The organism is Streptomyces sp. NPDC001594, assembly GCF_042893675.1.
Lineage (GTDB): Bacteria > Actinomycetota > Actinomycetes > Streptomycetales > Streptomycetaceae > Streptomyces.
Window position 1 is genome coordinate 1 of sequence record NZ_JBIAVB010000041.1, and the last position, 2,999, is coordinate 2,999.

Sequence of the window (2,999 nt, forward strand, 5' to 3'; positions counted from 1 at the left end):
ACTCTTCCGGATAGGGCTTGGGCACAGCGACATCCTTCCCACCTGCCCCACAGGGCAAGCCAGTTCAGATGTCACCCGATCGTGCGGCAGACCCTTTCTGCGGGAGCGCCTCTCGCCGGGAGGCTGGCTGCTCCCAGGCTGTCTTGGCCGGCTATCGGGAGGCTGCTGCAGCATGCTGCCGCAGCCCAGACCACAGCGATCCGCCCTAGTGCGGCTGGGAAGCGGGCCGCCATTGCAGAGAGGCTGCTCGGTTCACGCACAGAGCTGGAACAGCTTGCCTCCAGCCCCGGGTGGCCGGTGCTTCGTGCGTTCACATCAAAGACGGCGGCCTGGGAGTTGCCATCGGACAGCGCATGGGAGCTGAAGTCGGGGCTCGTGCTGTCGTGGGATGCAGTCGCTGCGTACAAGCAGGAGGAGTGGGACGAGCACGCGAGGCGTGCCGAGCTGGACAGATGGGCGAGTCAGGGAGTCATCCGGCGGGGGCTCGTCCTGGGCTGCTGCCACTGCCCGATCTACGAGTTCTACCCGCTCGCTGAGATCACTCAAGCCTACTCGTGCCGGCGATGCGGTGGTGAGAACAGCCTGATCCAGGGGCGGTGGAAGTCGCCGATTCCTGAGCCGAGCTGGTACTACGAACTGCATCCGGCGGTGCGTGAACTTGTTGAGAACGATGGAGACGTGCCCCTGCTGGCGACCCAGTTCCTTCGAACCCAGCACTGGGCCCGCCCAGCGCTGGTGTGTGAGGAGTTCGAGGTCCTCCGAAGCGGCAACCCGTTCGTGGAGATTGACTTCGCCCTGGCCACGTTGGACCAGGTGTGGCTCGGCGAAGCAAAGAGCGGGGATGTGCTCGGGAGCAGTCCCAAGGAGCAGAAGCGCGAGGCGTGCAAGCTCATTGAAGGCTGCGTTGCCCTTGGAGCAGGCGGGCTTGTCCTGGCCACGTCCAAGCCCGGATGGTCCGATGCGACGGTGCAAATGCTCCAGCACGAAGTACAGGGCAGGCGAGTTGCTTCACGTGTGACTCCCAGAATCGTTCTCCTCACCGGTCTCGGCACGAAACCCCACCTCACGGTGCTGAAAGCCTGACGAGGCGCATGAGAACGGAACGCCGCGCGTGTCCGCGCTGCCCCGACTTCACCGCCCAGGTCCTGGAGTGGGCGGGGTGGTGGAACACCGAGCACCGTCCCGCCGGCCTGGCCGGCCGGACTCCCGTTGAGGCCTGGTTGGCTGATCCCACGCCGCTCTCGGACATTCCTGAGGCTGCCTTGTGGGGGTTGATGCTGGAGGACGACGGCCGGGTCCGGAAACTGAGCAGCCACGGCGTGCGCTGGCGCGGGCGGGACTACCTGGGCGCGTGGATGGCCGGCCAGGCAGGGCGCCGCGTCCGGATCCGGCACATGCCCCACCACGACCACGAGATCGAGGTCTGCGACCCGGCCGGCCGCCACCTGGGCACCGCCCACCTAGCCGACGCCGCCATACCGGAACAACTGGACGAGCTGCGCCGTACCCGCACCGTGCGGGCCCGCCGACTGCGCGAGGACGCCAAGAAGGCTGAGGCCCTGCGCCGGCAGCGCTTCGCACCGGCCACCACTCCCACGCCTGCGCAGCGCCTGGGCGCCGTCACGGCAGCCGAAGCCGAGCAGGAACTCACCACGTCTGCCGACAGTGACATGGCAGCCTTGGCCCTGCCCGACCTCATCCCTCACGCCTCGCCGCCCGACGACTGGAACACCCCCGCCTTCCTACGCCCTGCGATCCGGGAGGAGAAGCGATGACGAGCCAGCTGCCGCCGCGGGAGACCGATCACTACACGCAGCTCGCGGATGCCGCGGTTGTTACGACCCGGGCGTTCCTGGCCGGGAGGGAGAACATCGCCGACACGATCGACGCCAGGGCGATGATGTGCCTCCACGGCCCGGCAGGCGTGGGCAAGACCCTTGCCGCGAACGTCTGCCTGCGCGAGCTTGAGCGGACCCGTGGCGAGGAGGTCTGCCGGATCGCCTTCCGCGCTCGCCCCACGGCCCGTGCTGTGCGCCATGAGCTCTTCGCTGCGCTCGGCCTGCCGGGCGAACCCCCGCGTCACCCGTCCGAGTTCGATCGGCTGCTCCTGGACTCGCTGGCAGCCCAGCCACGTACGCTGGTCGTGGACGAAGCGCAATGGCTGAATCGAGAGACGTTCGAATATTTCCGGTTCGTCTGGGACCACCCGTACTCGCAGATCGCGATCATCTTCGCCGGCGGCGAGGGAGCGCACACGGTGCTGCGGAAGGAACCGATGCTCTCTTCCCGCATCTTCATCTGGCAGCAGGTCACCAAGCTCACCCTGAAGGAAGTTCAGCAGGCCATCCCCCTCTACCACCCCGTCTGGGCACAGACCGATCCGGTGGACATCGCCTTCGCGGACCGCCACGCAGCCCATGGCAACTTCCGAAACTGGGCCCGCCTAACAGCCCATACACTGACTGCACTTGAACGGACAGGGCGCGATCGTCCTGACCAGGAAGTGCTGCGCTGGGCGTTCAGCAGGCTGGGTAGTTGGCGGGACTGATGACAGGGCATTGTGCAGTTTCACTGATCGCCGCCACTGCCAGTGCCCGATCCGCACCGAGGCCTTGATTCCCGAGTCTATCTGCCACCAAAATTGAATCACACAGTATGGGTAGGGCCCTCGGGGCCCCTCGCTGGAGGCTCGTCCGGCTAGCGGAGCACAGGCGACCAGCCCCCTTACTGTTGCTAGCTCGGTCCGCGGAGCGGGCCGTGGTCTGGAGGCGGAGCCGGAAGACCCAGGGTGGGGGAGCGGAGCGGACCCGCCCAACGGGCCGAAGGCCTGGGCCCCGTGAAACGGGGTCACCTTCCCGCGCGGAGCGCGGGAGCCCTGGGGCCTGCGGAGCAGGCCCGCTCTGGTGGAGCGCAGCGGAACCAGAGCCAGTCCGGAGCGAAGCGCAGGACCCCGGCCCGAAGGGCCGGCTATAGCTCGGAGCGAAGCGGAGAGCTGGGCC

Annotated in this window: 3 protein-coding genes; all 3 read left to right on the top strand. The window is 67.5% G+C overall.

Annotated features, from left to right (window positions below):
• The coding region (locus tag ACFY0O_RS37630) for a hypothetical protein (RefSeq protein WP_388955605.1) at positions 1-1,083 on the top strand (1,083 nt) is incomplete at its 5' end.
• Positions 1,084-1,091: 8 nt separating this feature from the next.
• Positions 1,092-1,775, top strand: a complete 684-nt coding sequence (locus ACFY0O_RS37635) for a Mu transposase C-terminal domain-containing protein (protein ID WP_388955607.1) — start codon at positions 1,092-1,094, stop codon at positions 1,773-1,775.
• Positions 1,772-2,548 (top strand): AAA family ATPase, encoded by a 777-nt coding sequence (locus ACFY0O_RS37640; RefSeq protein ID WP_388955610.1) that lies wholly within the window; start codon positions 1,772-1,774, stop codon positions 2,546-2,548. The genes ACFY0O_RS37635 and ACFY0O_RS37640 overlap by 4 nt, the downstream gene beginning before the upstream one ends.
• The last annotated feature ends 451 nt before the right edge of the window (positions 2,549-2,999 follow it).